General features: G+C 63.2%; 22 protein-coding genes. 11 read left to right on the plus strand and 11 right to left on the minus strand.

All coding sequences use genetic code 11. The features are described from left to right. Positions 1-322: 322 nt before the first annotated feature. Positions 323-805, minus strand: coding sequence for an SRPBCC family protein (locus HNQ95_RS11975; protein WP_182574142.1), 483 nt, complete (start codon positions 803-805; stop codon positions 323-325). After that, the gene (locus HNQ95_RS11980) at positions 798-1,172 is read right to left on the minus strand and encodes an ArsR/SmtB family transcription factor (RefSeq protein ID WP_154386488.1); all 375 of its coding nucleotides are present in this window, start codon (positions 1,170-1,172) and stop codon (positions 798-800) included. Before HNQ95_RS11980 ends, HNQ95_RS11975 begins: the two co-directional genes overlap by 8 nt. A gap of 332 nt (positions 1,173-1,504) precedes the next feature. Here HNQ95_RS11980 and HNQ95_RS11985 point away from each other — a divergent pair, with 332 nt between their 5' ends. Then, positions 1,505-2,296 carry a GGDEF domain-containing protein gene (locus tag HNQ95_RS11985; RefSeq protein WP_154386489.1) on the plus strand — a complete coding sequence of 264 codons (792 nt, stop codon included), beginning with the start codon at positions 1,505-1,507 and terminating at the stop codon, positions 2,294-2,296. Between the two features lie 224 nt (positions 2,297-2,520). Beyond that, positions 2,521-2,799: a DUF2218 domain-containing protein gene (locus tag HNQ95_RS11990; RefSeq protein ID WP_182574143.1), complete on the plus strand. Its 279-nt coding sequence runs from the start codon at positions 2,521-2,523 to the stop codon at positions 2,797-2,799. 46 nt (positions 2,800-2,845) lie between these two features. Here HNQ95_RS11990 and xth read toward each other — a convergent pair whose 3' ends face one another. From xth to HNQ95_RS12025, 7 genes are all read right to left on the minus strand, one after another. After that, positions 2,846-3,616, minus strand: coding sequence for an exodeoxyribonuclease III (xth, locus tag HNQ95_RS11995; protein ID WP_154386491.1), 771 nt, complete (start codon positions 3,614-3,616; stop codon positions 2,846-2,848). Positions 3,617-3,620: 4 nt separating this feature from the next. Continuing rightward, positions 3,621-4,259 carry an alpha/beta hydrolase family protein gene (locus HNQ95_RS12000; RefSeq protein WP_182574144.1) on the minus strand — a complete coding sequence of 213 codons (639 nt, stop codon included), beginning with the start codon at positions 4,257-4,259 and terminating at the stop codon, positions 3,621-3,623. Continuing rightward, complete coding sequence (locus HNQ95_RS12005) at positions 4,260-5,348, minus strand: tetratricopeptide repeat protein (protein ID WP_182574145.1); 1,089 nt, start codon at positions 5,346-5,348, stop codon at positions 4,260-4,262. Then, entirely contained in the window at positions 5,345-6,217 is an 873-nt protein-coding gene (gene ku / locus HNQ95_RS12010; protein ID WP_182574146.1) for a non-homologous end joining protein Ku, read from the minus strand. Before ku ends, HNQ95_RS12005 begins: the two co-directional genes overlap by 4 nt. A gap of 40 nt (positions 6,218-6,257) precedes the next feature. Then, positions 6,258-8,720: a DNA ligase D gene (ligD, locus tag HNQ95_RS12015; RefSeq protein WP_182574147.1), complete on the minus strand. Its 2,463-nt coding sequence runs from the start codon at positions 8,718-8,720 to the stop codon at positions 6,258-6,260. Positions 8,721-8,726: 6 nt separating this feature from the next. Next, the gene (locus HNQ95_RS12020; RefSeq protein WP_154386495.1) at positions 8,727-8,963 is read right to left on the minus strand and encodes a hypothetical protein; all 237 of its coding nucleotides are present in this window, start codon (positions 8,961-8,963) and stop codon (positions 8,727-8,729) included. 105 nt (positions 8,964-9,068) lie between these two features. Beyond that, positions 9,069-9,980, minus strand: coding sequence for a LysR family transcriptional regulator (locus HNQ95_RS12025; protein ID WP_182574148.1), 912 nt, complete (start codon positions 9,978-9,980; stop codon positions 9,069-9,071). A gap of 199 nt (positions 9,981-10,179) precedes the next feature. Here HNQ95_RS12025 and HNQ95_RS12030 point away from each other — a divergent pair, with 199 nt between their 5' ends. The 7 genes from HNQ95_RS12030 to HNQ95_RS12060 all read left to right on the plus strand — a co-directional run bounded on the left by HNQ95_RS12030 (position 10,180) and on the right by HNQ95_RS12060 (position 18,539). After that, positions 10,180-11,154, plus strand: a complete 975-nt coding sequence (locus HNQ95_RS12030) for an ABC transporter permease (RefSeq protein WP_182574149.1) — start codon at positions 10,180-10,182, stop codon at positions 11,152-11,154. Beyond that, a complete protein-coding gene (locus tag HNQ95_RS12035; protein WP_067962011.1) occupies positions 11,151-12,056 on the plus strand; it encodes an ABC transporter permease in 906 nt (301 codons plus the stop codon). The genes HNQ95_RS12030 and HNQ95_RS12035 overlap by 4 nt, the downstream gene beginning before the upstream one ends. A gap of 1 nt (position 12,057) precedes the next feature. Next, entirely contained in the window at positions 12,058-13,023 is a 966-nt protein-coding gene (locus tag HNQ95_RS12040) for an ABC transporter ATP-binding protein (RefSeq protein WP_182574150.1), read from the plus strand. Then, entirely contained in the window at positions 13,020-14,057 is a 1,038-nt protein-coding gene (locus HNQ95_RS12045; RefSeq protein WP_182574151.1) for an ABC transporter ATP-binding protein, read from the plus strand. The genes HNQ95_RS12040 and HNQ95_RS12045 overlap by 4 nt, the downstream gene beginning before the upstream one ends. Before the next feature lie 20 nt (positions 14,058-14,077). Beyond that, positions 14,078-15,652 (plus strand): ABC transporter substrate-binding protein, encoded by a 1,575-nt coding sequence (locus tag HNQ95_RS12050; RefSeq protein ID WP_182574152.1) that lies wholly within the window; start codon positions 14,078-14,080, stop codon positions 15,650-15,652. 7 nt (positions 15,653-15,659) lie between these two features. Then, positions 15,660-17,597, plus strand: coding sequence for a CocE/NonD family hydrolase (locus HNQ95_RS12055; protein ID WP_182574153.1), 1,938 nt, complete (start codon positions 15,660-15,662; stop codon positions 17,595-17,597). A gap of 273 nt (positions 17,598-17,870) precedes the next feature. Continuing rightward, positions 17,871-18,539, plus strand: coding sequence for a DUF2161 domain-containing phosphodiesterase (locus HNQ95_RS12060; RefSeq protein WP_182574154.1), 669 nt, complete (start codon positions 17,871-17,873; stop codon positions 18,537-18,539). A 7-nt stretch (positions 18,540-18,546) separates the two neighbouring features. Here HNQ95_RS12060 and HNQ95_RS12065 read toward each other — a convergent pair whose 3' ends face one another. Then, the gene (locus tag HNQ95_RS12065) at positions 18,547-20,583 is read right to left on the minus strand and encodes a serine/threonine-protein kinase (protein ID WP_182574155.1); all 2,037 of its coding nucleotides are present in this window, start codon (positions 20,581-20,583) and stop codon (positions 18,547-18,549) included. A 306-nt stretch (positions 20,584-20,889) separates the two neighbouring features. Between HNQ95_RS12065 and HNQ95_RS12070 the strand changes: the two genes are divergently transcribed. Together HNQ95_RS12070 and HNQ95_RS12075 are read left to right on the plus strand one after the other, a co-directional pair. After that, the gene (locus tag HNQ95_RS12070) at positions 20,890-23,643 is read left to right on the plus strand and encodes a caspase family protein (protein ID WP_182574156.1); all 2,754 of its coding nucleotides are present in this window, start codon (positions 20,890-20,892) and stop codon (positions 23,641-23,643) included. Positions 23,644-23,657: 14 nt separating this feature from the next. Further along, the gene (locus tag HNQ95_RS12075; protein ID WP_154386504.1) at positions 23,658-23,918 is read left to right on the plus strand and encodes a hypothetical protein; all 261 of its coding nucleotides are present in this window, start codon (positions 23,658-23,660) and stop codon (positions 23,916-23,918) included. A 29-nt stretch (positions 23,919-23,947) separates the two neighbouring features. On the opposite strand, the gene tssH is transcribed toward HNQ95_RS12075, so the two are convergent. Next, on the minus strand, positions 23,948-26,743 hold the full coding sequence (tssH, locus tag HNQ95_RS12080) for a type VI secretion system ATPase TssH (RefSeq protein ID WP_182574240.1): 2,796 nt from the start codon (positions 26,741-26,743) through the stop codon (positions 23,948-23,950). Positions 26,744-26,988: the final 245 nt, after the last annotated feature.

Consider the following 26,988-nt stretch of genomic DNA (forward strand, 5'->3'; position numbering starts at 1 on the left):
CTCTCCTTCCACGGCATCAACACCTCCGGCCAAAAGCCAAAAGTGTTACCCATGTGTCCGGTACGAAACGTCACCTATGTCTCGGGTCGCTCATTGTCTCACGCCGGTTTGCTTCGCTGACGGCTCCGATGGGGCGCGATGCCAGCTCGGGCTCGCGAACCCCGCGGGTTCGAAATGTCTTCGCGACGCTAGGCCGTTAACGGTAGGTGCGCGAGATACCCCCTATTCATAGAGGATAGCTGCACGAGGTCGTGCGGGCTTGATCCGGGCGGGCATCGCAGGATTGTGACCTGTTGCGGGGCGCCTCGCAATGCATACCCGCCTACTGGACGCTGCTCTGGTCGCAGTTTGCTTCCGCCCCGAAATACAAGTCGATCTGGCGCAGCATGAAGGCCCAGCCAGCCGCTGTCTGCTTCGCCCATTCGGCCCAGCGCTCGTCCATACTGTGCACGATGGTCGCTCGGCATCCGTTGTCGAGAGGTTCGATTGTCAGGGTGACGAGGGAGTTGTTCTCCTGTTCTTCCTCCTCCGAGGTGAACCATGTGAAGACAAGCTTCCGGGGGCGATCGATTTCGAGGTAGTAGCCCCAATGGACTGCCTCGCCGTCTTCCCGCATATCTGAAAAGGTGAACTTGCCGCCGACTCGCGCGTCGATCTCGACCCTACGAATATCGAATGAGGGCATTCCCGGAACAGGTTGCGCCGCCCAGGACCGCATTTTTACCGGATCAAGCCATGCATCGAATACGCGCTCGGCAGACGCCTTGAACTCATGGCGCGTCTTCGCTTCAATGGTTCTAGACACGCTTCTTCTCCTTGCGAGGTGGTATCTCACTCGCCGTATCTTCGGCCGTCAAAAGATCGTCGATGGCTTGAAGCCGGCTCGCCCAGAAGGCTTGCTGAGCCGCGATCCATTGTTGAACCTCAGAGAGCGGCTCGGGGCGGAAGCGAAGTATGTGCTCACGCCCGGACACATTCCGCTCGATGAGCCTCGCTCGCTCCAAGAGACGGATGTGCTTGCTCACCGAGTTCAGCGAGATTGAAAACTCGGCGGCAACATCGGTGACGCGGGATTCTGAGGCCCCCAATCGCTGCAATATGCGCCGCCGAACAGGATCGGCGAGCGCCATTAGCGTCCTGTCCAGGTAAGCCGATGGTCCTTCGTAGCGCATAATTCATCCTTTTGGGTGAATTATGCGGACGCTGTCCCCGCTTTGTCAAGCGCGCGGAGCGCCTAACCAAGCGGCGCTCGTGCCGAGTGGAGGAACGTAGTTCTCTGCTTCATCGGCTACGGTCCGCCACGGGGCTTATCCCGAAACATCGCTATTGTTAGGCTAGATGCCAGCAAGGCACGCCGGTCAGTTTCCGAAGTGGTCCTTAACCCTCCCTTAGCCATAACACTTCGTAACTGTGGCCTCTCGGTCAAAGTGCCCCCTCGCCGCGCGTATTACGTAGATATGGCAGTAAGGTTCAAATCCTTGGAAAGACTTTCGGCTGGGTACGCATGCTAGACAGACTGAATGCAATAACACAGCGCCGGTGGGGCCAGGTCGCGCTTCTGACCCTGGCTGGTGCGCTTTTGTTCGTAATCGTCGGACTGGGCTTCCGTGTCCTTGTCTTTGCCGGCGTGGATGCTGAAATTCTCTGGCGTGACGCGGTCAACGCTTTTGTCTTGCCACTGCTGTTCATCGCCCCCCTGCTTGTGCTGCTGGGCCTGAGCCTGACCGAAAACGCCTCGCTGAAGCAAAAATACGCCCAGGAGCTGGCGCATGACAGCCTAACGTCATGCCTCACCGGCCCGTTGTTCACCGCGGCAATCGACGTCATTGCAACGAGCTCTGCGACAGAGCGGCGGCCGGGCGCGCTGCTGGTGATCGACATGGATCATCTCAGACGCCTCAACGAGCAGATCGGCTATGCCGCCGGCAACCAGGCGCTCAGCGCGATCGCCGCAATCATCCGTGCTTCGGTGCGAAGCGGCGATCTTGTCGGGCGCATCGGCGGTGACGAATTCTCCGTCTACCTGCCCGGAGCGACCAAGGCGAATGCCGAGAAAGTTGCCGAGCGTATCCGCAATGCGGTTGCCGAGGCGAGTTTCGAACCCGTTGCCGGCGGTTTGACCTGGCCCTTGACCGTCAGTGTCGGCGCCGTGCTGTTTGAAACCGACGCGACCGCCGACGAGCTGCTGCTCACTGCCGATCGCCAGATGCAGGCGGCGAAGGAGAAGGGACGCAACCGCATCGAATACGCCCACCTCCGGCAAGGCTCCTCGCCTTCCCGCCCTTCGCTCCACTGAAGCGGTACGGTCTCTCATAAGGCGACCGCCAGCCCTTCGGAACAGGCGCCGGCTCTAAACATCAACTCGTTCTGCCGGATTTCCCTTCGTTCTGCGACAGTGCAAGGCGTATCGCGCAGAGCCACCTTGCCATGCACAGCGCCCCGGCCTCGCATTTTTGACGAAATCGCGAGACTACATCCGCCCTGTCGGCGCCCAGGGTGACAATCATTCCGAGGACAATCATGCCCAGATCGACTGCATCAGTCGCCACCGAACACGCCAGCCGCTATTTGCAGCAGCTCTGCAAGCACTGGAGCCACAAGTTTTCAGTCGACTTTTCACCTGCTGAAGGCCGCATCGACCTTGGCGAAGGACGTGTTGTCGACCTGCGCGCCGACGACCATATGCTGACGGTCAATGTCGAGGCCGAAGACCTGCCCCGCATGGAACAGGTCGTTGTCGACCATATCGTGCGTTTCGCCTTCCGCGAGGAACTGAAATTCGAGTGGCGCCCGGCCTGAGCGATAGAGCAATCCATCCACCGGTCATGAGGTAGCCGCAAGCCGGCTACCTCGTGCTGATCCAAACCGGGGCATGGTCGCTCGCGTCTTCGCGGCCGCGTATATCGCGATCGACGCCAGTCCCAGTCAGGCGCCTGGCCATCTTCTTGCTGAGCAGCAGATGATCGAGCCGCAGGCCGGCGTCGCGCGGCCAACGGTTTCGCCTGTAGTCCCAGAAGGTGTAGACCACCTCGGCGGGAAAGGCTTTGCGAATGGCATCGGTCCAGCCCTGATCGAGCAATTGCCTGAAGGCGGTACGGCTCTCGGGCTGGACGAGAGCGTTGTCGTCGTAAGATTTGGTTGCGTAGACGTCGCGGGGCTCGGGCGCGACGTTGAAGTCGCCCGCAAGCACCGCCGGAACATCGGCCGCAAGCAGCGTTGCCGCATGGGCGTTGAGCCTGCTGTGCCAGGCCAGCTTGTAATCGAATTTGGGCCCCGGTTGTGGATTGCCGTTCGGCGCATAGAGCGAAGCGATCAGCACGCCGTTGACCGCAGCCTCGATATAGCGGGCCTGGCGGTCGTCGGGGTCGCCGGGCAGCTCCCAGCGTGTCACGACCGGCTCCGCATCGCGGGCGAGGATCGCCACGCCGTTCCAGGTCGACTGTCCCCGCCAGACCGCGCCATAACCCGCCGCCTCGATGGCCGAACGCGGCAGCTGTGTGTCCGCCGCCTTCAGCTCCTGCAGGCATACGATATCGGGTTTTGCTTCCTTCAACCAAGCCAGCAGGTTTTCGAGCCTGCGGTTGACGTTGTTGACGTTGAAGGTGGCGATCTTCATTCGGTCAGGTCAGCCGGGCCGACCAGCCGGCGACCGCTTCGCCCAGCATTTTCAGGTGATCCGCGGCGGAAAAGCCGGAAATGCTCTTGCGCGGTTTGAGATCGTGGTCGCCATCCTCGAGCCACAGCAGCTCGATGCGCTCAGACAGCTCATAGCCGGGAACTTCCTCGACCGTTCCGAACTCGTCGCGTGTGCCCTGAACGATCAGCGTCGGCGTCTTCAGTGCCGCAAGATGTCTGGTGCGCAACTGCGTCGGCTTGGCCGGAGGGTGGAACGGATAGCCAAGGCACAGGAGCCCGACGATCTTGCCCGACGCAAACAATTCGTCGGCGACCATGCTGGCGACACGCCCGCCCATCGACTTGCCGCCGATGACAAGCGGTCCCTTGGCGGCCAGTTGGTCAACGGCTGCCTTGTATTCGGGGTTCAGCGTTTCCGCCCTTGGCGGTGGCTTCCGTGCGCCTTCGCTCCGCCGCGCCGCCATGTAGCCGAATTCGAAGCGCGCCACGCGAAAGCCGACCTTGGCAAGCGCGCTGGCAGCGGCCGTCATCGACGCCGAGTCCATCGGCGCGCCCGCGCCGTGAGCCAGAAGCACGGTGACGGCAGCGTCTTCCGGCCCGTCGAAAAGAAAATGCAATGCCATCTAGCTTGCCGTCCGTTCCCTGAGATGCAGATCGGCATATTGGATGCCCTTGGCGGCGGTCTTGGCCCATTCCGACGTGCCGTCGAGCTCAAGATAAAGCGACCACCAGCGCCTGGCTTCGGCCAGGTCGCCGGCCTCGTATTCGAGGTTGGCGAGGTTGAACATCGCATCGGCGTAGGTCGGGTCGAGCGCCACCGCCTTTTTGAGGTGGCGCCGTGCGGTGTGCACCTTGCCTTCGGCGGCAAACAGCCCGCCGAGGTTGAACCAGGCTTCGACGAATTTCGGGTCGAGCTTGATCGCCCGGAGATAGGTCTGCATCGCCTCCTGGCTGTTGCCGGCCGCGCGCAGGCAGTTGGCGCGGTTGAATGCCGCGACGCTGTCGCTCGGATCGGCGGCAAGGCAGCGTGCGTAGAGCGCCGCCGCCTCGGCATAAGAACCACCCTCCTCCGCCTGTTCGGCGAGCGCGAACATATCCTCGAGTTCGGCATCGCCTGGGCGTCCCAGCGGCAACAGCCGCTGGCCGTCCAGTTCGGCCAAGTCTTCACCAAGACGGGCATAGATCGAGTCCTTGCCGTCGGCATGCAACGACAACGCGCTGAGCGACGCGACGGCACCCGAACGGCGTACCGACCTGGCAATGGCGCTCCAGGTTGCACCGCTGGCCAAAAGCCCGGCATATTTCCGGGCCAGGATCAGGTCGCGAAACGCATAGGGCTCGCTGTCGCCTTCGAAGGCGTCGAACAGCGACAGGAAGTCGAAGGCGTGCGGCTCGATGCGCGACTGCTCGATCAGCGACTGTCGGGTCATCTCCGCGCCATCTGCCCGATCGAGCAGGTCAAGCGCGCGGAGGAAGCCATTTTCGCTGAGCACCGGTCGACCGGAGGCAAGCGCGGCGTCGAGCCGCGCCTCCAACTGCGCCTCGTCAAGCTTGGCGAGCAACATACGTCCGACCACGACATGCGTCGTCCGCCGCGTCACGCCATGCTGCAGTTCACCGCCCTGTCGAGCGACCTCGCGCACGGCAAGCCGCCTGGGAAAGGCGGCAAGCGCACCGACCAGGCCAAAGATCCTGCCCGAAAGTGCCGTCACTTCTTGCCTTTCGCTGCCTTGCCGCTGCCAGCGGCCGCAAGTTTGGCTGCGGGCTTCTCTGCCGGTTCGGCCTTGGTCTTGCTCTTGGCCGGCGGTTTGGCCTGGCCGAGGCTGGCTTTCAGCGCATCCATCAGGTTGATGACGTTGCCACGCTCTGGAGCCGCCGCGATGATCGGCTTGTGACCCTTCAGCTTCTCCTTGATCATCTTCATCAAGGCGATCTCGTAGCGGTCCTCGTAGTTTTTCGGATCGAATGTCGTCAGCTTCTGCTTTATCAGCGCTTCGGCCAACTCCAACATTTCCGGGTCCGGGTTGCCAGCGGGAATGTTGCCGAAATATTCAGACGTGCCACGCACTTCGCTCGGATTGCGCAAGGTGCAGACGAACATGCCGTTCTCACGTGCGCCGATCGTCACCACGCGCTCACGGCTGGACAGGACCAGGCGGGCGATGGCGAGCTTGCCCGATTTGCGCAAGGCCTCGCGCAGCACGGCGAAGGTCTCCTCGGCCATTGCGCCGTCCGGGGCAAGATAATAGGGCGCGTCCTGATAGATCACGTCGACGGAGTCTTTATCGACGAAGGCTTCGATGTTCATCGTGTGATTGGATTCAATCTTGACGCTGTCGATGTCAGCTTCGTCGATGATGATGTATTTCTTGTCTTCGTATTCGTAGCCTTTGACGAGGTCGGAGCGTTCGACGAGACCGAGTTCCGGATCGACGGGCTTCATGTTGATGCGGTTGTGCGTGTCTTTGTGCAGCTGATTGAAGCTGATGCGCTCGCTCGTGCTGGTCGCCGGGTACAGCCGCACCGGGCAGCTGACCAGACTGAGTTTCAGATACCCCTTCCAACTTGCCCTTGGTGCCATGCTTGTCTCCTACGCGACACAACTCAAGACATACTCGTGGTCAAGACTTACTCTTGGCAGTGACCTCGACCGGCAAGTCCTTGGCATGATCTGATATGTCTGCCCAAGGATCGCCCGACCTGGCCACAAGTCCGGGAAGCGAAGAATAGTTCAAATCCGCTGGAGCGTCGATGGACTCGAGATCGGCCCAGCTCAATGGAGTCGACGCCGGCATGTTGGTGCGGGCGCGAAGACTGTAGGGCGCAGCGGCGGTCGCGCTGCGCGCGTTGCGGTGGAAGTCGATGAAGATGCGCTTCTTGCGGTTGTCCTTGCCCATCACGGTGGTGAAAGTGTCGGGCGCGGTCCTGGCGATCCGCGACGAGATTTCGCTGCTTGCCTGATGGAACTGCTTCCAGCCGAGCTTGCCTGTCGTCGGCACGACGACGTGGATGCCGCTGCCGCCCGAGGTCTTCACGAACGGCACCAGCCCCATCTTCGTCAGCTCGTCGCGGACATGCACGGCCGCCTCGACCACCTCGCGCCAGCCGATCCCCTCGCCCGGATCGAGATCGAAGACGACCCGATCGGGCTTGTCCAGGCGCTTGCGCAATGCACCCCAGACATGAAACTCGACGACGCCGAACTGCGCCAGCGCGAGGTATCCCTTGGCGTCCTCGACCGAAATGTAGGTTTTTGTCTCGTCCTCAGAGTTCTTGGTCTCGAACCGCGCGATGGTTGCCGGCATGCCGGTGAAGGCGTGGCGCTGGAAGAAGCAGTCCTTGTGCTGGCCGGTTGGGCACCTGAACAGCGACACCGGCCGCCCCATGATGTGCGGCAGCATGAAATCGCCGACGGCGGCGTAATAGACGGCAATGTCGAGCTTGGTCGGCCCTGACTTGCCGAGCATTCGGCGCTCCGGATTGGTGATGGTGACGGCTGCAAGGTCGGCGTCGGTGATCAGCCGCTTGCGCGGGGCCAGGGGCGCCTCCGACAGCTCGGCCTCGCGCAGCCCCTTGAACACCGCATGCCGCAACGCATTGTCGGCGGTGCGGTTGGCGTAGTGGATGCGGGCATTGAGCACGGGTCGCACAGGGATGACCTCCTTCGGCGCGCCATCGAGCTTCGCCGCACCCTCGCGCAGGCCTTGCAGCCGGTGCAGCAATGACTGCAACGTCTCGGCGTCGAAGCCGGTTCCAACCTTGCCGCGATACTGCAGCTCTCCGTCCACCCATTCGCCGAGCGCAAGTGCCGCGAGGCCCTCTGCGGCTTCGGATGTGGTGTAGCCGGCGATGACGAATTCGTCCCGTTTCAGCGCCTTGGTCTTGGTCCAGCTATGCGAGCGCCCTGATGTGTAATGCGCCGAGCGTCGCTTCGACACCACGCCTTCCAATCCCATCAGGGTTGCCTGGTCGTACAATGCCTGGCCGTCGCCCTCGACATGCCCGCTGACCTGCAGCGCCGACTGCGCGTGGACATGGCCGGCAAGAAGGGTCTCCAGCAAGTCCTTGCGTTTGCCAAGCTCTACGCCCGTCAGGCCCCAGCCGTTGAGATGCAGAAGATCGAAGGCGTAGAACACCAGGAGCTCGTCGTGCCCGCTGGCCAGCGCGTCCTGCAAGGCGGCAAACCGGCTGATGCCCTTGTCGTCAAGAACGACGATCTCGCCGTCGATGACCGCGTCGCTGCATGGCAGGTCGCGAAACGCCGCCGAAAGCTTGCCGTAACGCTTTGTCCAGTCGATGCCGCTGCGGGTGATCAGCCGGGCCGTTCCGCCTTCCAGATGCACCATGGTGCGATAACCATCGAACTTGATCTCGTGCAGCCAACCCTCGCCCGACGGCGGCTTGGGTGCTGCGGTGGCCAGCTGCGGTTCGATCCGCGCCGGCATCGGCGCCCGCACCGCCCCCGCGAGCTTGTCGGGCTTGAGGTCGCCGGGCTTCGGTGGCGGCGGCTTCCTCGGAACCACGACCAGCTCCTCGATGCGCCGCCCGGACTTTACGCTTTCTGGCCGCGCTTCGAGAATGTCCGTCGTCTCGTCGGCCGCCGGGTCATGTTCCTTGAACAGCAGCCAGTTGCGCTTGTCTTCGCCCGGCTTCGGCTTCAGCCGCGCCAGCATCCAGCCGCCCTTGAGCTTTTCGCCCCAGAGCCGGAACTTGAACGCGCCTTTGTCGAGCGACGCCCGGGCGTCCTCCATCGGCGCCCAGACGCCGCCGTCCCAGACGATCATCGGCCCGCCGCCATATTCACCTTCAGGGATCAGGCCTTCGAAGTCGATATATTCGAGCGGATGGTCCTCGGTCTCGACGGCAAGCCTCTTGTCGGCCGGATTGAGCGACGGCCCGCGCGGCACCGCCCAGCACTTGAGCACGCCGTCGAGTTCGAGGCGCAGATCGTAGTGGTCGGCGGTGGCATGGTGCTTGTGCACGACGAAGCGGTTGCCCTCGCCCGCCTGTTCGACGCCGCGTGGCTCGCGCGTCCTGGTGAAATCGCGCTTTTGCCGGTAGGTGCGAAGCTTTTCCGCTGCCATCCCGGCCTAGCGCGCCGCGTCTTCGGGCGCGGGCTCCAGTTCAAGCTCCCTGGGGGTCGCACCCGCCATCAGCCTGTCGAGCAAGGCGTCGCTGACGTCGTAATACTGGCCCGAGACCAGCACCCGCGAAATGGTCTGGCCATCGCCTCGAAACAGCCTGGAACTGACGAATACCTTATGGCGGCCGAGCGCGTCGGAGACGGCCCTGCGCTTCCTGATCTGGTTGGCAACCGGTGTACGCATACGCCCAAGGCTCCTGAACCAATGGCGCCGACTATCTCCCAAAGTCGATCCTTGATCAATGCAGGCGTTGTTGGTCCATCACGAGGTATGTTGTCATGGCCCAGCTCAGATCGGCTTGGTCAGCACGCCGTCACCGACAAGTCGCTCTTTCAACATGGCGATGAACATCAACATCGGCCTGGAAAGTGGCGCTTCGCGCAGCGTGGCGATACCGTAGTCGCTCCACAGCGGCGGCGCGAATGGCCGCATGACAACGCGTTCGGACTTCAGCAGGCTGCCGATCAGCGCCGGGATGATCGAAACGCCTATGCCCTCGGCGACCAGCGCGACGCTTGCCTCCACCGAATGCGCTTCGACCCGGCAACGGACCGCACCCTGGGCACGCCGCAGCCGCTCTTCGATGTCTTCGCGGCTCGATCTCAGCCGCCCGAGCAGCACCAGATCGGAGCCTGCAAGATCGTCGGCACTGATGGTCTCGCGCGCTGCCAGCGGATGACCGGCCGGCAAAACACATAGCTGCCCGCTCGACACCAGCGGCATCGTCACCAGGCCACGATCTTCGGTCGGCAACCGGACAAAGCCGAAATCGACGCTGCGGCCCATGACCGCGCGTTCGATCATATCGTAGGGGCCGGCCACCAGCTCGATACTGACCTGATCCTGCGTTGCCAGAAAGTCGGCGACCAGCTTCGGCAACAGCGTCGTCGTCAGCGAGTGCGGAAACCCCATCTTGATCAGCGTCCGGCCCGAGCGCCCGGCACTGAGTTCGTCGGTCCGGCGCTTTAGCCGTGCCAAGACGTCCGAGAGTTCGCCGACCTCCCGGAGCAGTGCGGTTGCCTCAGGCTTTGGAACCAGCCTGCCCTTCTCACGACGAAACAGCTCAAAACCGATCTCTTCCTCCAGGCTCGTGAGCTGGCGGCTGATTGCCGACTGTGACAAGGCGAGCACGCCCGATGCGCCGATCGTCGAACCGGTCTGCATCACCGCGCGAAACACGTCCAACTGCTTCAGGTTCATTCAGCTTTCAGTTCCCCACGCTGCTGCACGGCCCTTTTCGCATCGAGTAATGCACAAAACTCATAAGATTGCGCGCCTGCCGCCCTCGCTGTTACGTCGCACGACAACAGGCAGTCGGCAACCGGCGCCGGGAGGAGAGCATTCACGTGATGACCGGGCGCAGCCCATTCAGGCAAGTCATGCAAGGAGCGCAAACGCGATGACGATCTTCATCATCCGCCGCTTCAGCCAGAGCCTGTTTGTCGTATTCCTGACGTCGCTTCTGGTTTTTGTCGGCGTCTACGCCATCGGCAATCCAGTCGACATCCTGATCCCTGCCGACGCCAGCTTCGCCGAGCGCGAGGCGGCGATCCGGGCGCTCGGGCTCGACCGCTCGCTGGTCGCGCAATACGGCACCTTCCTCGTCAACGCGCTGCACGGTGATTTCGGCCGCTCCTTCGTCTTCAACCAGCCGGCCATCAGCCTCATCTTTCAGCGGCTGCCGGCCACACTCGAACTCGCTTTCGTCGCACTCGCCATCGCGCTCGTGCTCGGCATTCCCCTCGGCCTGATCGCAGGGCTCAAGCCGCGTTCGGTGACGGACGAAACCATCATGACCGGTTCGATTCTCGGTTTCAGCCTGCCAAATTTCTGGCAGGGCATGATGCTGATCATGATTTTTTCGGTCTGGCTCGGTTGGCTGCCGTCATCGGGGCGCGGCGAATCCGGGGAGATCTTCGGCATCACGACGTCCCTGGCTACCTGGGACGGGCTCGCTCATCTTATCTTGCCGGCGACCAACCTCGCCTTGTTCCAGCTGTCGCTTGTCATCCGGCTGACCCGCACCGGCGTGCGCGAGACGATGCCGCTCGACTTCATCAAGTTCGCCCGTGCCAAGGGTCTGTCCGAACGCCGTATCATTTCCGTCCATGTGATGAAGAACATCCTGATCCCGATCGTCACCGTGGTCGGCATGGAATTCGGTTCGCTGATCGCCTTCGCGGTGGTGACCGAGACCATCTTCGCGTGGCCCGGCATCGGCAAGCTCCTGATCGATTCCATCACCGTGCTCGACCGGCCCGTGGTCGTTGCCTACCTGCTGGTCGTCGTCACCATGTTCATCTTCATCAATCTTGCCGTCGACATCGTCTATTCGATGCTCGATCCGCGCATCCGGCTGAGTGAAACGCAATGACAGCGCTCACCCACCGTTTTCAGGAAAGCCAGTCGTTCTGGGCGCGCTCGCTGCGCGGCATTCTCGGCAGCCCCAAGGCGACGATCGCGCTCGCGATCTGCCTGATCTTGATCGCCACGGCCATTTTCGGCCCCGCGCTGGTACCGCAGAACCCGTATGACCTCGCAGCGATCGACTTCTTCGACGCGCGCTTGCCACCGATGTCCAACAGCATGTCGGGCACGACCTATTGGCTCGGAACCGACGGCCAGGGCCGCGACATGTTCTCGGCGATGGTCTACGGCCTGCGGACGTCGATGGGCGTCGGCCTGTTCTCCGGAGTCATCGCTCTTGCGGTCGGCACGGCACTTGGCCTCACCGCAGCCTATTATGGCGGCCGCATCGACACGCTGATCATGCGCCTTGTCGACCTGATGCTCGGCTTCCCCACCATCCTGGTGGCATTGATGCTGTTGGCGTTGCTTGGCCAGGGCGTGTGGAAGGTGGTGCTGGCATTGGTCATCGTACAGTGGGCGCAGTTTGCCCGCGCGGTGCGTGCAGCAGCGCTGATCGAGCGCGGCAAGGAATATGTCGAGGCCGCCGCATCGCTGGGGCTTTCCAAGCCGCGCATCCTGTTCGGCCATATGCTGCCCAACTGCCTGCCGCCGATCATCGTCATCGGAACGCTTCAGGTGGCCAACGCCATTTCAGCCGAAGCAACGCTGTCCTTCCTTGGCATCGGGCTGCCGATCACCGAGCCGTCGCTCGGCCTGTTGATCGCCAATGGTTACCAGACGCTGTTGTCGGGCCAATACTGGATATCGGTCTATCCCGGCCTTTTGCTGCTGGCGCTGGTCTTCAGCATCAACATCGTCGGCGACCGTCTCCGTGAAGTACTCAACCCCCGACTTTCGGAGCGATGAGATGACGCTGAAGGTCGAAAATCTCCGCACCTATTTCTTCACCCGGGCCGGCGTGGCCAAGGCGGTGGACGGTGTGTCGTTCGAGGTTGGCCGGGGCGAAATCCTCGGCCTGGTCGGCGAGTCCGGTTCCGGCAAATCGATCACGGGCTTTTCAGTTCTGGGCCTTGTCGATCCGCCGGGACGTGTCGCCGGCGGCAGGATCCTGTTTCATGGCGAAGACCTTGTCGGCCGTTCGCAGGGCGAGATGCGGACACTCAGGGGCAAGAAGATCGCCATGATCTTCCAGGACCCGATGATGACGCTCAACCCGGTGTTGTCGATCGAGACCCAGATGGTCGAGACGGTGCGCGCCCATGATCGCGTCTCCAAGGCCGAGGCGCGGGCTCGCGCCGTCGAAGCGCTCGGTCTGGTCGGCATCCCCTCGCCCGACGAACGGCTTGCCGCCTATCCGCATCAGTTTTCCGGCGGCATGCGCCAGCGTGTCGCTATCGCCATAGCACTGCTACACCGACCGGAGCTCATCATCGCCGATGAGCCGACGACAGCGCTCGACGTCACCATCCAGTCGCAGATACTGGCGGTAATCCAGGGGCTGAGCCGGGACTTCGGCATGTCGCTGATCTGGATCAGCCATGATCTTGGCGTCGTCGCCGGCCTCGCCCACCGGATAGCGGTGATGTATGCCGGCAGGATCGTCGAGACCGGCGAAACCGATACCGTGCTCGACAGTCCGGTCCATCCCTACACGATCGGCCTGATGCGTTCGGTTCCAGCCAATCTCGAACGGGGCGAACCGCTGACGCCCATTCCCGGCATGGCGCCGCCACCGCTTGGGCGATCTGCGGGCTGTCCATTCCGCCTGCGCTGCTTTGCGGCCACAGCAGCCTGCGAAATCGAACCAGAAGAAGCCACAGCCGACGGCCACCGCTGGCGCTGCTTCCACCCGCAGATCGCGAGGGCAGCATGACGCCTCTTGTCGAAGCCACATCGATTTCTCGACGTTTCACGCGCGGGCTCGATTACGCCGAACGCCTGGCGCGCTTTCTTGGCGCCGATATAGAGGAGCGTGTCGTTCATGCCGTCGACGGCGTCTCGCTAACGATCAACCCCGGCGAAGTCGTCGGGCTCGTCGGCGAGTCCGGCTGCGGCAAATCCACGCTCGGTCGCATCATGGCTGGCATCCTGCCCCAGTCCGATGGCGTGATGAACTGGCAAGGCAAGGATATGTCGGCGCTGCCGCGTGCCGAGGCAAAGGCTGCGCGGCTTGCCTCGCAGATGATCTTCCAGGACCCGATGTCTTCGCTCAATCCGCGCAAGACGATACGCGACATCATCGGCGAAGCGCCAATCGCCCATGGCATGGTGGCGCGGCGTGATGCCGCCGAAATGGTGACCGCGCTGATGCAGCGTGTCGGCCTCGACCCGTCCTATCTCAACCGTTACCCGCATCAGTTCTCTGGTGGCCAGCGCCAGCGGATCGGCATCGCGCGTGCCCTGGCGGTGAATCCACGCTTCATCATCTGCGATGAATCGGTGTCGGCACTCGACGTCTCGATCCAGGCGCAGATCCTCAATCTGTTCATGGAGCTCAAGCAGGAACTCGGTCTGACCTACCTGTTCATCAGCCACGACCTTGGCGTGGTCAAGCATATCTCCGACCGCGTTGCCATCATGTATCTCGGCCGCATCGTCGAAAGCGCCCCGGCGGACGCCTTCTTCGCCGCGCCCAATCATCCCTATACGATCGCACTCCTTTCCGAAGTGCCGACGATCAAGCAGCGCAAACGCCAGTTCAATCCGGTGAAAGGCGAGATCCCCTCGCCGCTTCATCCGCCTTCGGGCTGCCATTTCCATCCGCGCTGCCCGCACGCCTTCGACCGTTGCCGCATCGAGCGGCCGATCTTGCGTGAGATCGCGGCGGGCCACGTCAGCGCCTGCCATCTCAACGAGATGCCGGGCAAGGCGGCCTCGCCCGCCATCCCGACAACCGCAATTGCATGAACAGAAAAGGGAACACGACCATGCAGATCATCCGTTCGTCTTTCGCAGCCTTGCTTTTGGCCAGCAGCTTTTCCATGGCCGCATCTGCCGCCGACCTTACAGTGGGCATTTCCGCCGAGCCTTCGGCGATCGACCCGCAATTCTCGCGCACCGGCAACAACCAGAATGCCGCCCAGCATATTTTCGGGCGGCTGGTCGAACAGGACGAAAACCTTCAGATCAAGCCGAACCTGGCCGAATCGTGGAAGAATACCGATCCGCTCACCTGGGAAGTGAAGCTGCGTCAGGGCGTCAAGTTCCACGACGGCTCACCGCTGAGCGCTGAGGACGTCGTCTATTCGCTCGAACGCGTGTCGACGATCGAAAACAGCCCGGCACCGTTCACTGCCAATGTCGGCTCCATCGCAAAGATGGAGATCGTCGATCCGACCACCATCCGCTTCACCACCAAGAAGCCGACGCCGCAATTCATGGAACTGGCCGGCATGGTCTACATCGTTTCCAGGAAGGCCTCCGAAGGCAAAGGCATCGCGGATTTCAACAGTGGCGCTGCGACCGTCGGCACCGGTCCCTACAAATTCGTCGAATGGGTGCCGGGCGACCGCCTTGTGCTTCAGCGCAACGACGATTTCTGGGGCGACAAGCCGGAATTCGAAAAGGTCACTTTCCGCACGATCTCCAACAACGCCGCACGCGTGGCGGCGCTTCGTTCCGGCGCTGTCGATCTGATCGACGCCGTGCCGCCGGCGGATGTCGCAACGCTGAAGAGCGTCGAAGGCATCGCACTGCATTCCACGCCCTCGGCACGGATCATCTATCTGGCACTCGACAGCGCACGCGACGAGAGCCCGTTCGTCACCGACAAGGCGGGCGCCAAGTTGGCGCCGAGCCCGCTGAAGGATGTTCGCGTGCGCCAGGCGATGTCGAAGATGGTCGATCGCCAGCTTTTGATCGACCGCATCCTGTCGGGTGCAGGTGCCGCCGCCGGCCAGCTCGTGCCTGAAGGCATCGGCGGCCACTCGGCCAATCTCAAGCCGGACGCGATCGATCTCGCCGGCGCCAAGGCTTTGCTTGCCGAGGCGGGTTATCCCGACGGTTTCGGCATCACAGTGCATTCGTCCAACGACCGTTTTGCCGGCGACGCCGATGTCGGCCAGGCACTGGGCCAGCTGTTTGCGCGTGGTGGACTCAAGGTCAACGGCGTCGTCACCCAGCCCTACAGCGTCTATGTCGCGGCGGCCGGCAAGCAGGAATTCTCGGCCTTCGTATTCTCCTTCGGCACAACCACCCCGTCTGCGGCGCCCGGCATGACCAACGTGCTGATGACGTTCGACAAGGAAGCTGGCACCGGCTCCTTCAACCGGGCGCGTTATTCCAATCCCGCCTACGACGCCAAGATGAAGGAGGCGCTGGCCGAATTCGACGTCGACAAGCGCAACGCGCTGTTGGCCGAAGCCGCCGAGGTCGCCTTCGGCGACGTCGCCATCATGCCGCTCTACTGGCCGGTGGTCACCTGGGCGAGCCGGGACAGCATCGCCTTCACCCCTTCCAAGGGTGAAGACACGCTCGCCACCTTTGCCCACACGACGAAGTAAGGCAGTCATGAAAGCAGCAGCCGAAACGATGGGCGTCGCGTCCTTGCCCGCGCTCGAGCAGGTGAGCCCCGGCGTCGTGGTCCACCGCGATGTGATGGTGGCGATGCGCGACGGTGTCCGGCTCGCGGCCGACATCTATCGTCCGGCAAATGACGGCAGGGTGTTGGAAGACGCCCTGCCCGTCATCCTGGAACGTACCGCCTACGGCAAGGATGAGCGCTCGCGCTCGGAAATCGAACTCGGCATGACAAGGCCGATGACGCGGGCCGAAGTCGCAAGCCACTTCGTCGGCCACGGCTATATCGTGATCTATCAGGATTGCCGCGGTCGACATGGTTCGGAAGGCGCGTTCACCAAGTACCTCGCCGAAGGTCCTGACGGTTACGACACGCTTGCCTGGATCGTCGAGCAACCCTGGTCGAATGGCAAGATCGGCACGATGGGGCTTTCATATGCCGCGCATACCCAGATGGCGCTGGCCTGTCTAAACCCGCCCGGCCTTGCTGCGATGGTCATGGACTCCGGTGGATTCTCGAATGCCTTTACCTGCGGCATTCGCCAGGGCGGCGCGTTTGAATTGAAGCAGGCAACCTGGGCGTACAACAATGCCCGCGAGAGCACCGCGGCCAAACACGACCCCAACCTGCTGCGCGCACTGGAAGCGGAGGATGTCAAAAGCTGGTTCAACGCCATGCCCTGGTCCGAGCGGCGCTCACCGGTGCGTTGGGTCCCCGAATACGAGGACTATCTGCTCGAACAGTGGCGTCACGGCACCTTCGACGACTACTGGAAGCAGCCCGGCATCTATGCTGCCGAAAGCTACGATACCTTCCCGAACGTGCCGGTCGCGCTGTTGTCGAGCTGGTACGATGCCTATGTGAAAACCACCTTCGAGAATTACGAAGGACTGGCGCGTGACCGGGATCGTCCGATGGCGCTCATCATGGGCCCCAATCTGCACGGCAATCGCAACGCCACCTTCGCCGGCGATGTCGAGTTCGGCGCGGCCGCCCCCTTGGGCGGCAATGTCAGCGAAAGCTGGCTGGAGTTTCGCCGCCGCTGGTTCGACCGCTGGATGAAGGACGCAGACAATGGCGTCGACAGAGAAACCCGCGCGCGCCTGTTCGTCATGGGCGGTGGGTCGGGCCGCAAGACTCCGCAAGGCCGCCTCGACCATGGTGGGCGCTGGATCGCCGCGCCCGATTGGCCGGTACCGACCTCCGAGGAAACGGTGCTGCACCTCCACGAGGACGGCCGCCTGTCGACCGAGGCCCCTGCCCGGACGGCAGCTCCATTCGTCTACGACTTCGATCCGAAGCACCCCGTGCCGACCATCGGCGGCGCGCTGACCAGCGGCCAACCGGTGTTCGAGGGCGGCGGCTTCGATCAGCGCGAGCAGGCGCGGTTCTTCGGCTGTGACAACACCAATCTGCCGCTTTCGGCTCGGCTGGACGTTCTCTCCTTCGAAACCGAGCCATTTGTCGAAGACATTGCCGTCGTCGGTCCGGTGACCGTTGAGCTTTTTGCTTCCACTGACGGCCCCGATACCGACTTCACCGCAAAGCTGATCGACGTTTATCCGCCGAGCGAGGACTATCCCACCGGCTTCGCCATGATCCTGACGGACGGCATATTCCGCTGCCGATACCGCGATGGCTTCGATGCGCCAAAACCCTGCGTCCCGGGCGAGGTGATGAGCATCACCATCGAACCCTTTGCCACGGCCAATCTGTTCAAGAAGGGCCATCGGCTTCGGCTCGACATATCCTCGAGCAATTTTCCCAAGTTCGACGTCAATCCCAACACCGGCGCACCGGAAGGCCGCGGCCGCGCCAAGCGTGTCGCCCGCAACATGGTCTATTGCGACCAGGAACGCGCCTCCCGCATCAGGTTGAGGACACTCTCGGCGGCTGCATTGCAGGATATCGCCCGGATTTCGGACTAGCGTTTCCGCTTTTCTTCGAATCGCGGAAACTCTCCATCCTCTTGTTTCTGCGCAATTCCGGACAGAAAACCGCTGCACACTTTTCCTGGAATTGCTCCAGGCTCTGTCCTGGCGAATTGACCGCCAACCGGGTCGAATGTCCCGATGCCGGATGTCACCGCTCGACTATGGCGGTGGCATCGTCATGATATCCCGAATGATTCGACGCAGACTTGGCCAGCGCCAGCGACGAGGCACAGCCTTGGCCCAGCGTTAATGCGGTGAGAAAACCTGTTGCTCGAGACGGCACTCTACAGCCCGGTAAAACGCTTCCTCGAAGGCCTCGGCTTCGAGGTCAAGGGCGAGATCGGCGGCTGCGACCTGCTGGCGCTGAGCGGCGATGCGCCGCCCATCGTCGTCGTCTGCGAACTGAAGCTGCAGTTCAATCTCGAGCTGATCCTGCAAGGTGTCGATCGTGCTGCCGCCGCCGACGAGATCTGGCTTGCCGCCCGCATGTCGCCGCGCGGCAAGGGCCGTGAGGGCGACAAACGCTTCCGCAATCTCTGCCGTCGCCTGGGTTTCGGCCTGCTCGGCATATTCGACGACGAACGGGTCGAAGTCCTGCTCAGCCCGGAGGCACCGGCGCCGCGCCGCGATCCGAAACGGCGCTCGCGCCTCGTATCAGAACATCGCCGGAGGCATGGAGACCCAGTCGTCGGCGGTGGTTCGCGCGCGCCGATCATGACCGCCTATCGCCAGGACGCGCTGAAATGCGCCGTGGCCCTTGTCGACGGCCCCAGGCGGCCGCGCGACCTCAGCCAGTCAGTGTCGCGCGCGCCAAAAATCCTGCAGGACAATGTTTATGGCTGGTTCGTCCGCATTGATCGCGGCATCTACGAATTGACGGATACGGGTCGTGCTGCGCTGCAGCGCTGGCCTCAGCAGCCGCCCGCCGTGATCTGAATGAAACTCAACGGTCGAACAGGAAATAGGCAAAGGCGATGCCGGCGGCGTTCGGCTGTGCTTCGATCTCCGTGCGGATCTTCGGGAACAGGTCGGAAGCGAGCTCGGGGTCCTTGATGTCGGCAGCCTTGATGCCGCTGTCGCTCGCCAGCGCCACGATCAGATGCGGTTCGGGCGCCGTGGCCTCCTGGTCGTTGAGCGGGAACAGCTTCATGCTGAAGCTCGCCGCGTCGGGCCCGGATTTCTTGAGCAGGCTGGCGAAGTTGTAGACGACGCCGTCCTTGCCGATCAGCAGCAGATTGACATTGCGGCTGCCGGTCCGGCTCAGCGTGCCTTGCAGCGAGTCTCCGACCTTGAGGTTGTCCTTGTTCAACTGCAGGGTCGGGCCCTGGCCGGTGTCCGGATGCACCGCCTCGAGGAAATCGGCGACTGGGCACTGCTCGCGCTCGATCATGCGCGGATTGACCTTTGGGCCGTTGCCGAAGGCCGAAGCAAAGTCGCGGCTCAGCTTGTCGAACGGCGCCTTCGAGGTCGCCAGCCCCTCGACCTCGGGGCTGGGCGCCGATACGTTGGCGACCGAAGCGTAGAAGCAGGGACCGCCGTCGAAGGCCTTGAACCAGTCGGCAGCACTCATCGCAGCCTTCGGGGGCTCGGGCAAGGCAATTGGCTTGACCGGCTCGGCGGGCTTCGGCTTGGCGATGTCAGTCGGCGCCGGCGCCTTTGCCTCGGTTACAGGCGCGGGCTCTGGCAAAGGCTTGGCCGGAACCTGCACCGTCTCCTTGGGTACGGGCGGCGCCGGCGTGAGTTTGCCGCCAGCGGCTTCCTGCCCCGATGTCACATCAGTTTCTCCCGGCAGGAGCCCGTCCATCAACCCGGAGAAATAGGCGCCGGCGCCCAGGGCGGCCACGGCGGCCAGCAAGACTGCACCTACCAGCGCACCGCGTGGTGACTTGGTTGCGCTCGCGGCGGGTGCAGGTTTGGGGGCTGCTCTTTGCCGTGGGTCGGGCATTGGCCTGCCCGTCGTACCGGCGGTGCGCCACGGCGCATCGCGCGGCAGCACTGCCTCGGGCGGCAACGACTTCTGCCCGCTCGATGCCGATCCCGGCGGCCGCCAGGCCTCGGCGGGCTTGCGCTGTTCCTGGTCGTGCACGGGCATGCCAGGCAGCGTCAAGGGTGGCGTGGTGGCGCCGCCGGTCTCGCGCAGCCATTCGACGATCGCCGCCGCACTTTCCGGGCGATCCCTGGGGTCGGGCTGCAGCATCGATTGCAGCAACGGCAGAAGATCGGGGTCGATGCCGGTCAGGTCCGGTACCGTGCGGCGTTTCTCGATCACCTCGACCGGCGATCCGCCCATGTCGAGCTGCTTGCCGCGCAAGGCGGCCGCCAGCACCAGGCCGAGGCTGTAGATGTCGGACTGGTCGGTAATTTCACCGCCATACAGCCCGAGCTGCTCGGGCGACACAAAACTGTATTTGCCGGCGAAGCTGCCGCCGAGCAAAGTGCCGCCGCCGACATTGGCCGAGCGCGCGATGCCGAAATCGATGATCTTGGTCTTCTCGACCTTGCCGCCTGGCAGGACGATATTGTCGGGCGACAGATCGCGGTGGATGACACCTGCCTCATGCGCCACCGACAGGCCGGAGGCCACGCGAGCCAGCATCTTGCGCGCCTCGCGCGTGTCGAGCGGGCCGTTGCGGATGCGCTCGCCGAGCGACTGGCCGTCGACGAACTCCATGGCGAGATAGGGCCGGCCGATGGTCGGATCGATGGTGAAGACGTGATAGCGAACGATGGCGTCGTTGGAGAGGTGGTTGAGGATCGAGGCCTCCTTGCGGAACAGCGCCAGGATGCCCTGGTCGCGCGCGAATTCACGCAGCACCACCTTGATCGCCACCGGGTCGCCGGTTTGGATGTTATGGCCGCGATAGACCTCGCCCATGCCGCCGGTGGCGATATGCTCGTCGATTTCGTAGATGCCGTTGAGCTGCACGCCCTTATGGACACCGGTATCGGGCGCGATACGTGTCTTGTCCTCCGGCGTCATGACCTGGTTCCATCCATGCGTGAGCGCCGTTCGGCCATTGCTTCACACCTGCGATTTTTCGATCACCGGACTGACAATAACACGGATTTTCGCGATCGGGACTTTTGCTCGCGAGGCCTTTGCGGGCGCCGGGCAATAGGCCGTTTGATCTATGTCGACTGCGTTGACACCGATCCGCCTGAGGAGGATGCTTGAACGCTAACAATGCAAGCCGTGCCAAGCCTGTAACGACTGCGTGTCCGGAAGGAGCAGTTCATGGTATGCGAAGGCTGCTTGCCCGCTCTCAATGCTGGCATATTCAAGCGCATGAGCGGCGCTCTCGCCGCCTGCGGTCTCATCCTGCTCCTAGCCCTGAGCACAGCCTTGGCGGCTGACGGCGTGTCAGGCCGCCGCGCTGCACTGGTCATCGGCAACACCGCCTACCAGCATCTGGCCCCGCTGCCCAACCCCGCCAACGACGCCGACCGCATCCGCGAGGTGCTGGAACGCGCCAATTTCGAGGTCACGCTCGGCAAGGATCTCGACAAGAAGGGCCTGGAGGAAACCATTCTCGGCTTCCTCCGCACGCTCAACGATGGTGACGTCGCGCTGTTCTACTACAGTGGCCATGCCGTGCAGGTCGGCGGCCACAATTTCATGATCCCTGTCGATGCGACCCTGGCGACCTCCTACGACCTCGAGGTCCAAGCCTACAACATGTCGAGCCTGCTCGAATACATGCGCGAAACCTCCTCGCTGCAGATCGCGATCCTCGACGCCTGCCGCGACAATCCCTTCGCCAACAATTCCTATTATGTCGGCCAGGCCAAGGTCGCGGTCGAGGGAAAGAAGGGCCTGGCCTCGGTCGCGCCGCAGGACGGCACGCTGATCGTCTATTCGACCGCGCCCGACCGTGTCGCGCTCGACGGCAATGATGGACTTAGCCCGTTCACCGGCACCTTCGCCGAATATGCATTGAAGCCGAATGTCGAAGTCCGCAAGCTGCTCAGCGACATCCGCGCCGAGGTGATCAAGCGCACCGACGGGCGCCAGACCCCTTGGGACGCCTCGAGCCTTACCTCATCCTTCTTCTTCGTAACCCGCCAGAACCTTTTGATCATAGAGGATATGCGCGAAGTCCGCGTTGCGCCTGAAACCAAGGAAGTGGCGCTGCGCATCTCGCCGCCGATCACCAGCGGCAATGCCGAGCTGACGGTCAATTTCACCAAGCTGCCCGATCAGGGCACGCTCTGGCTCGGCGACCAGCAGCTCAGCCTCGACAGCAAGATCGCGGCCGACCGCATCGAGGAAGTCATGTTCAAGCCGGCATCCGCCGACATGACCGCCGACGAGGTGCGCTACACCGTGACCACCGATGGCGGCCGCAGCGCCAGCGGCATCGTCCGCGTCGTCGTCGATAACAAGGCCGTCGCCGAGGCACAGGTCAAGCCGGCGCTCAACATCCAGCAAGGCGACGAGCCGAAACCGGCCGCGCCCGAACCGGCCAAGCCGATCCTGGTCGCCATGGCATCCGACATCGGCACCGGCTTCGCCGCCATGCCCGAAGAGGTGGTGCGCTCGACGAGTGCTGCGCCCACCGGCTGGCTCCGTCTGGAAAAGCGCGATCCGGAGACGCAAGTGGCGGTCGACGGCAAGATCGTTTCCGAGGGCGACCTGATCAAGGCCGAAGACATCACCAAGCTGCGTATCCGCCCGTCGCTCAAACTCGTCGCCGCCGAGGACGATGCCACGCCGGTGACGGAGACGGTGGCGATGAACACCAGCGGCAGCACCGGCAAGGTCGACACCAGCACCGACAGCATGGAGGTCAAGCCGCTCCCCCTGCCCGCCGACAAAGCGCCCGCCAAGGAGCCGCTGCGCACCGTCGTGCTGATGCCGGCGGTCAAGACCGCAGCACCCGCCCCGATCACCATCAACGTCGCCGTCTCGGTCAATGAATGCGACACGCTCGCCGCCGAACCGCTCGACGTCCAGGCAGTTGCCGACGGCAAGCTGCCCAACGACATCGACGTGCCCAGGGCGCTCACCGCCTGCAAGGCAGCCGCCGAGCAGCATCCCGAGGTGGCGCGGTTCAAGTACCAGTACGCGCGGGCGCTTTATGCCGAAGGCAATTTCAAGGAGGCCCTCACCGAACTCAACGCCGCCAGCGACGCCGGCCACGTCCGCGCCAGCTATTTGCTCGGCAGGCTCTATCAGTTCGGCGCAGCCGTCGAGCGAGACCCGGCCAAGGCAATCCCGTTGTTCGAATCCGGCGCGAAACGCGGCGATCCTTATTCGCAATATGCGCTGGGCCGTGCGCTCGTCACGGGGCTCGGCACCAAGCCCGACATCGACCGCGGCATGGCAATGGTCGCGAGTGCGGCCGAGTCCGGCCACACATATGCGATGAACATGCTGGGCACCGAGTACCTGTCGGGACAACATGTCGCTAAAGACGAGGCCCGCGCCCTCAAGTTCATCACGGAATCCTCGGATCGCAACGACGTCTACGGCATGGTCTTGCTCGGTATCCTCTATCGCGATGGAGCAGGCGTACAGAAGGACACCAAGCACGCCGCCGAATTGTTTGAGAAGGCCCGCGCAATGGGGCATCCATATGCCGGTCGGTTGCTAGCGCGCCTTGCCGAGCGAGAGAACACAGCTGATGCGGCAACAATCTCAACCTGGTACCGCGAAAGCGCCGAGAGGGGCGACGCATGGGGTGCCTTCTACGCTGCCGAGTTACTGAAGGACAATCCGACACTGCAGAAAGACAACGGTGAGATCGCCCGCCTTTACGCCTTGTCCGCCTCATTCAACTTCAAGGACGCTTCCGATCAGGCAAAGAAGGCATTGGGAGGCGTCGACGCTCTGACAATCGGCAAGGAAGTGCAACTTGCGCTCAAACGTGCCGGCCAAGATGTCGGCGAAATTGATGGCAGGCTTGGACCGCGAACCCGCCAAGCCGCAAGCACCGTTCTTGGAACGGCCGCACCGCGTAATTCCGGGGAGCTACTGAGCGACCTCCTGCACAAGGAATGGATCGAAACACGACCACGTTTGGACATGCTGGGCTCATGAAGGGGAGACGTTACATGCGATCGCATACCATCAGTCTTCTAATGGCGACCGTGCTTACGCCGCTGGGCGGTTGTGGTTCCTTGATGAAGGTCGAAGAGCAGGCAGCTGTTCAGCCGGTACAGGTCCAGAAAGTGGCGCCTGCGAAGAAGGTCGCTGTCGCGGCTCCGGTTCAGCCAAGGGTCGTCAAGAAGCCGATCGTTCCGGCGACGCCGAGCGTTGAACGCAGCGAAAGAAGCGATAGTGGTGGTGGTGGCGACGGTGGAAGCCCTTGGTAGGGCGTTGCAGCACCTACCCCGCAGGTGAATTACCCAAACTCGTAGCTGAACCCCTCGCCTGACGCGCCGACTGTCACGCGCGTCAGCTTTTCCCCATCGAGCGAACGGTTAAGCACGCCGCGGCTCAGTTCCGGCAAAAGCGTGTTGGTCAGGATCGCATCGATCATGCGGCCGCCGGATTCGATCTCGGTGCAGCGCGCCTTGATCAGTTCCATCACGCCATCGCCGATCACCAGTTCCGCGCCATGGCTGACCTGCAGCCGGCGCGCGATCTTGCCGAACTGGTGGCGGGTGATCGCCTCGATCATCTCACCCGACAGCGGATAATAGGGGATCGTCACGACACGGCCGATGAAGGCCGCCGGGAACACCTTGAGCAAAGGCGCACGCAACGCAGCGTCGAGGTTCTCGACATTCTCGCGCAGCTCGCCGCCCTTGGTCTTGGTCATGATGACCTCGGAACCGACATTGGACGTGAGCAGGATCAGCGTGTTCTTGAAGTCGATCCGGCGGCCCTCACTGTCGTCCATCATGCCCTTGTCGAAGACCTGGAAGAAGATCTCGTGCACGTCGGGATGCGCCTTCTCGACCTCGTCGAGCAGGATCACCGAATAGGGCCGGCGCCTGACAGCCTCGGTCAGGATGCCGCCCTTGCCGTAACCGACATATCCAGGGGGCGCGCCCTTCAGCGTCGACACGGTGTGCGCTTCCTGGAATTCCGACATGTTGATCGAGATCAGGTTCTGCTCACCACCGTACAGTGTCTCGGCCAGCGCCAGCGCCGTCTCGGTCTTGCCGACGCCCGAGGGGCCGCAGAGCAGGAACACGCCAACCGGCTTTTCCGGCGCGCCGAGCCCGGCGCGGCTGGTCTGGACGCGTTTGGCGATCATTTCCATCGCATGATCCTGGCCGACGACGCGCTCGGACAAGGTCTGCGCCAGCCACAGCGCCTTTTCGGTCTGGCTGGTCAGCATCCGTCCCGTGGGGATGCCGGTCCAGTCCTGCACCACTGAGGCCACCGCATTGCGGTCGACGGAAAGCAGGATCAACGGCGTTTCGCCCTGCGCCTCAGCCAGCACCGCCATCAGCTCCCTGAGCCGCACAAGGTCGGCCCCGGGATCGGAGACTGCCTCTGTTTGTTGAGCGGTTTCGGCCTGCTCAACCTGGGGCACGCTGCCAGCGGCGACATCTTGATCGACGGCATCATCGTCATTGGCAGCGACCGGTTCCTCGCCGGCTTCTTCGGCCGCCTGCGCCTCCGCAACGACGGGATCGAGCGCCACGCCCTGCCCGCGCAGCCTGGCGCGCAGGTCGAGAATTTCGGCGACGGCGGCCTTTTCCTTGTCCCAGCGCTCCTGGGCCGCAGCCAGTGCGGCGTCCGTCTCGACCAGCCCGGCCTCGACGCGTGCCTTGCGCTCGTCCACTTCGATGCCGATCGCCGCCTCGCGGCCAATGATGCCTTGCTCGACCTCGAGCGCCTGCCTGCGGCGCATCAGATCCTCGACCTCGCCGGGCCTGGAGTGCTGTGAAATGGCGACGCGGGCACAAGCCGTATCGAGCAGGCTGACGGCCTTGTCGGGCAGTTGCCGCGCCGGGATGTAGCGGTGCGACAGCTTGACCGCCGTCTCGATGGCCTCGTCGAGGATCTGCACCTCATGGTGCTTTTCGAGCACGCCGGCGACGCCGCGCAGCATCAATATGGCGGCGGCCTCGTCGGGTTCCTCGATCTTGACCACCTGGAAACGCCGGGTCAGCGCCGGGTCCTTTTCGATATGCTGCTTGTATTCGGCCCAGGTGGTGGCAGCGATGGTGCGCAACTCGCCGCGTGCCAGCGCCGGCTTCAGCAGGTTGGCGGCGTCCCCGGTGCCGGCAGCACCGCCGGCGCCAATCAGCGTATGCGCCTCGTCGATGAACAGGATCACGGGCGTTTCGGAGGATTGCACCTCGTCGATGACGGCCTTCAGCCGCTTCTCGAACTCGCCCTTGACGCTGGCGCCGGCCTGCATCAGGCCGACATCGAGCATGCGCAGGCTGACCCCTTGCAGCATCGGCGGCACGTCGCCTTCGGCGATGCGCAGCGCAAAGCCTTCGACTACGGCTGTCTTGCCGACGCCGGCCTCGCCGGTCAGGATCGGGTTGTTCTGGCGCCGGCGCATCAGGATATCGACGATCTGGCGGATTTCCGGATCGCGGCCGACGACGGCGTCGATCTTGCCGTCGCGTGCCCGCTGGGTCAGGTCGGTGGCGTATTTCGCCAGCGCCGACTCCCCGCCAGGTGACAGGCGCCGCGGCGCCTCGTCCGAAGTCGGGGCGGCACTGGTCGTAGAGCCTTCCAGCGAACCGTCGACGACGTCGGCGAAACGCGCAATCACGCCGTCAGCGTCGATCTTGTCAAACTCGGTGCTGATCTTCGACACGAGCCCTTCCAGCACCGGCACCTTCAGGCAGGCCAGGATCACATGGGCGCTGCGCACCTCGTCCGAGCCGAACTCCAGCGTCGCCAGGTTCCAGGCCTCCTGGATGGCGTGAAAGATGTGGTCGGAGAACTCCTCGATCGAGGTCGCGCCATAAGGCAGCTTGTCGACGGCGCGTGTCATGTCGCCGGCGACGCGTGCCGCATCGACACCGGCGTCAGCCAGGATCATCTGCACGTCAGAGCGATCCGAAAGAACAAGTTGCTCAATAAAATGAACGAGTTCCACGTAAGGGTTGCCACGCAGCTTTGCTGCGTCGGCCGCCGCCTTGAAGGCGCGCAAGCAGGTGGGATTGAGCTTACCGACCAGTTCCTTGCGCTTGAAGCCCTGGGACGACCTGCGCTGCTGCATGCCCTTCTGTTCCATGGAATTTCTCCAATGGCCGGACTGCGATCACTGCAATTTGCCACACAAACCGCGACTTTACAAAGCCGGCCCACGAGCGGGGGCGGACTGTATCCGCGCACCCGCCACCGAACGACTATAACAATTCGCGCGGCCGTGGTGACTAACGCTTAAGGGCTAGACGCGTCCAACTTTGAGCGGCGCCTGAACTGTGCTAAAACTGAAATCGAGTGGAATACCGGCTACTTCCG

Origin of the sequence: Aminobacter ciceronei (assembly GCF_014138625.1) — a bacterium.
Classification (GTDB): domain Bacteria; phylum Pseudomonadota; class Alphaproteobacteria; order Rhizobiales; family Rhizobiaceae; genus Aminobacter; species Aminobacter ciceronei.

Coding starts and splice junctions, on each gene's coding strand:
- HNQ95_RS12045 (WP_182574151.1), top strand. CDS start 13,020: ATGACGCCTCTTGTCGAAGCCACATCGATTTCTCGACGTTTCACGCGC.
- HNQ95_RS11985 (WP_154386489.1), top strand. CDS start 1,505: ATGCTAGACAGACTGAATGCAATAACACAGCGCCGGTGGGGCCAGGTC.
- HNQ95_RS12030 (WP_182574149.1), top strand. CDS start 10,180: ATGACGATCTTCATCATCCGCCGCTTCAGCCAGAGCCTGTTTGTCGTA.
- HNQ95_RS12050 (WP_182574152.1), top strand. CDS start 14,078: ATGCAGATCATCCGTTCGTCTTTCGCAGCCTTGCTTTTGGCCAGCAGC.
- HNQ95_RS12020 (WP_154386495.1), bottom strand. CDS start 8,963: ATGCGTACACCGGTTGCCAACCAGATCAGGAAGCGCAGGGCCGTCTCC.
- HNQ95_RS12035 (WP_067962011.1), top strand. CDS start 11,151: ATGACAGCGCTCACCCACCGTTTTCAGGAAAGCCAGTCGTTCTGGGCG.
- HNQ95_RS12065 (WP_182574155.1), bottom strand. CDS start 20,583: ATGACGCCGGAGGACAAGACACGTATCGCGCCCGATACCGGTGTCCAT.
- ku (WP_182574146.1), bottom strand. CDS start 6,217: ATGGCACCAAGGGCAAGTTGGAAGGGGTATCTGAAACTCAGTCTGGTC.
- HNQ95_RS12055 (WP_182574153.1), top strand. CDS start 15,660: ATGAAAGCAGCAGCCGAAACGATGGGCGTCGCGTCCTTGCCCGCGCTC.
- HNQ95_RS12000 (WP_182574144.1), bottom strand. CDS start 4,259: ATGGCATTGCATTTTCTTTTCGACGGGCCGGAAGACGCTGCCGTCACC.
- HNQ95_RS12070 (WP_182574156.1), top strand. CDS start 20,890: ATGAGCGGCGCTCTCGCCGCCTGCGGTCTCATCCTGCTCCTAGCCCTG.
- HNQ95_RS12025 (WP_182574148.1), bottom strand. CDS start 9,980: ATGAACCTGAAGCAGTTGGACGTGTTTCGCGCGGTGATGCAGACCGGT.
- xth (WP_154386491.1), bottom strand. CDS start 3,616: ATGAAGATCGCCACCTTCAACGTCAACAACGTCAACCGCAGGCTCGAA.
- HNQ95_RS11990 (WP_182574143.1), top strand. CDS start 2,521: ATGCCCAGATCGACTGCATCAGTCGCCACCGAACACGCCAGCCGCTAT.
- ligD (WP_182574147.1), bottom strand. CDS start 8,720: ATGGCAGCGGAAAAGCTTCGCACCTACCGGCAAAAGCGCGATTTCACC.
- tssH (WP_182574240.1), bottom strand. CDS start 26,743: ATGCAGCAGCGCAGGTCGTCCCAGGGCTTCAAGCGCAAGGAACTGGTC.
- HNQ95_RS12040 (WP_182574150.1), top strand. CDS start 12,058: ATGACGCTGAAGGTCGAAAATCTCCGCACCTATTTCTTCACCCGGGCC.
- HNQ95_RS11980 (WP_154386488.1), bottom strand. CDS start 1,172: ATGCGCTACGAAGGACCATCGGCTTACCTGGACAGGACGCTAATGGCG.
- HNQ95_RS12075 (WP_154386504.1), top strand. CDS start 23,658: ATGCGATCGCATACCATCAGTCTTCTAATGGCGACCGTGCTTACGCCG.